General features: G+C 40.3%; 3 protein-coding genes. 1 reads left to right on the top strand and 2 read right to left on the bottom strand.

All coding sequences use genetic code 11. The features are described from left to right. Window positions 1–111: 111 nt before the first annotated feature. Complete coding sequence (xerA, locus tag C6P39_RS27305) at window positions 112–1,104, bottom strand: site-specific tyrosine recombinase/integron integrase (RefSeq protein WP_104806060.1); 993 nt, start codon at window positions 1,102–1,104, stop codon at window positions 112–114. 68 nt (window positions 1,105–1,172) lie between these two features. On the opposite strand from xerA, the gene C6P39_RS27300 reads away from it, so the two are divergent. Further along, entirely contained in the window at window positions 1,173–1,418 is a 246-nt protein-coding gene (locus tag C6P39_RS27300) for an H-type lectin domain-containing protein (RefSeq protein WP_104806059.1), read from the top strand. 3 nt (window positions 1,419–1,421) lie between these two features. On the opposite strand, the gene C6P39_RS27295 is transcribed toward C6P39_RS27300, so the two are convergent. Next, the coding region (locus C6P39_RS27295; RefSeq protein ID WP_242987271.1) for a gp53-like domain-containing protein at window positions 1,422–1,689 on the bottom strand (268 nt) is incomplete at its 5' end.

Raw genomic sequence — 1,689 nt, 5'->3', positions numbered from 1 at the left:
AAAGCGGAGTTTTGTACATAATAAGATCAAATAAATCAACAATGTTTTTGCTTATTTCACCGCATAACAAATAAGCCTGCATCATTGCAGACTTAAAAACTTATAAATCACCTACGCAGCATACTTTTCGTGTGCATTTTTTACGTTTCTCTGGTTGGTATAGACATATACCTGCGTTGTACGAATGTCTTCATGTCCTAATATCACTTGCACATCCTGCAGTGTAGCTCCCCTGTCTATCATGCTTGTTGCCAGCGTTCGGCGAAACCGGTGTGGGTGTACATTTTCCACTCCTGCCTTTATCCCAATCCTTTTAAGTGCCGTTTCCACACCATTTTTGCTTAATCTACGCCCTCCCTTACCTATAAATAAGGCAGGATTTTCGTCTTCTCTATTACTTAAATAAAGCCTCAAATACATTACAGATACTTCGGTCAGATACACTGTCCGTTCTTTATCCCCTTTTCCAACAACATTAAGTTCACGACGTTCAAAGTCTATGCTCTCCCGGTTAATAGATATTGCTTCCGATACACGGCAGCCTGTAGAGTACAAAAATCCAACAAGGGCCAGATCCCTGTAGTTTTCACACGCTGATTTGAGCCGTTCCAATTCCTCCTGGGAAAATGCCTTCTTCATTACTTTTCTATACTTGATTGATTTCAACCCTCTGCAAGGATTACGTTGGATAAATTCCTCGTCCGTAAGCCATGTAAAAAAAGTTGACAGGCATTTCCGGATATTATCAAGCGTCCTGTTCTTTACTTTCCTTGTTTCCTTGTACGCGGATAAGTAAAATCTCAGGTCAAATGTCGATATTTCAGGCAACAGCTTACCAATATTTTGCACAAACATAGTAAGTTGTTGCCGATAATATTCAATTGTTGATTCCGACTTGCCCTCAATTCTTTTCGTAGCTAAAAATTTCCTCAAAAGTCCTTCTGCTGTACTATCCCGGACCGTTACATCTGTAACCCGTTCCTGCACCTCGTATTTCTCTAATTCAGCACACAATGCTGTTTCCAGTCTGTTTACCGCAGCATCTGGTATTATGCCAGACATGGCATGTAGCACATTCTCCAGTATCTCTATCCTAGCGTCCATTCATACGCCTCCTTTCTGGCAATATTGTACCAGAATGAGCAGGCGTACAAAACTCCGCTTTGGGAGGTATGACGATAAAAACAGGAAGTGTTGTTATAATTCCGAAACCAAATGAACAAACATCAAAGCATGTAACATTTACAACACCATTCAAAAGTGCACCAGAAGTATTTGTTACTCCCAGATCATCTGTTGCAGGAAAAATATTACTTGGAACGGGAGTAATCGGTGCAACAAAAGAAGGTTTTGATATTTATATACTAAGGACAAATGATACCAGTACGGAGGTTTCATGGCTTGCTGTAGGAAAATAATGATCACATCGGACCTACTGCAACCCATACCAGTATTGTTTCTGTATCATTAATCCTTGTAACATATGCTTCAAATCCATCTTTTGTATTATTACTTGTACCAATTCCCAAAACATTTATGCCTGGTACGGATGATATAACCGTCATCACTACGCCGGGCTGACTTTTAAAAGGTTTCGGGAAAGTCACCTTTTTCATAGTGGGTTCATTTGGCTTCGGGGTTATAGTAACTCTTCCCGTTTGAATCGCCATTCCTCCCAAAGCGGAGTTT

It is taken from the genome of Blautia marasmi (assembly GCF_900258535.1).
GTDB lineage: Bacteria > Bacillota > Clostridia > Lachnospirales > Lachnospiraceae > Blautia > Blautia hominis.
This window is presented reverse-complemented; position numbering and strand designations above follow the sequence as displayed.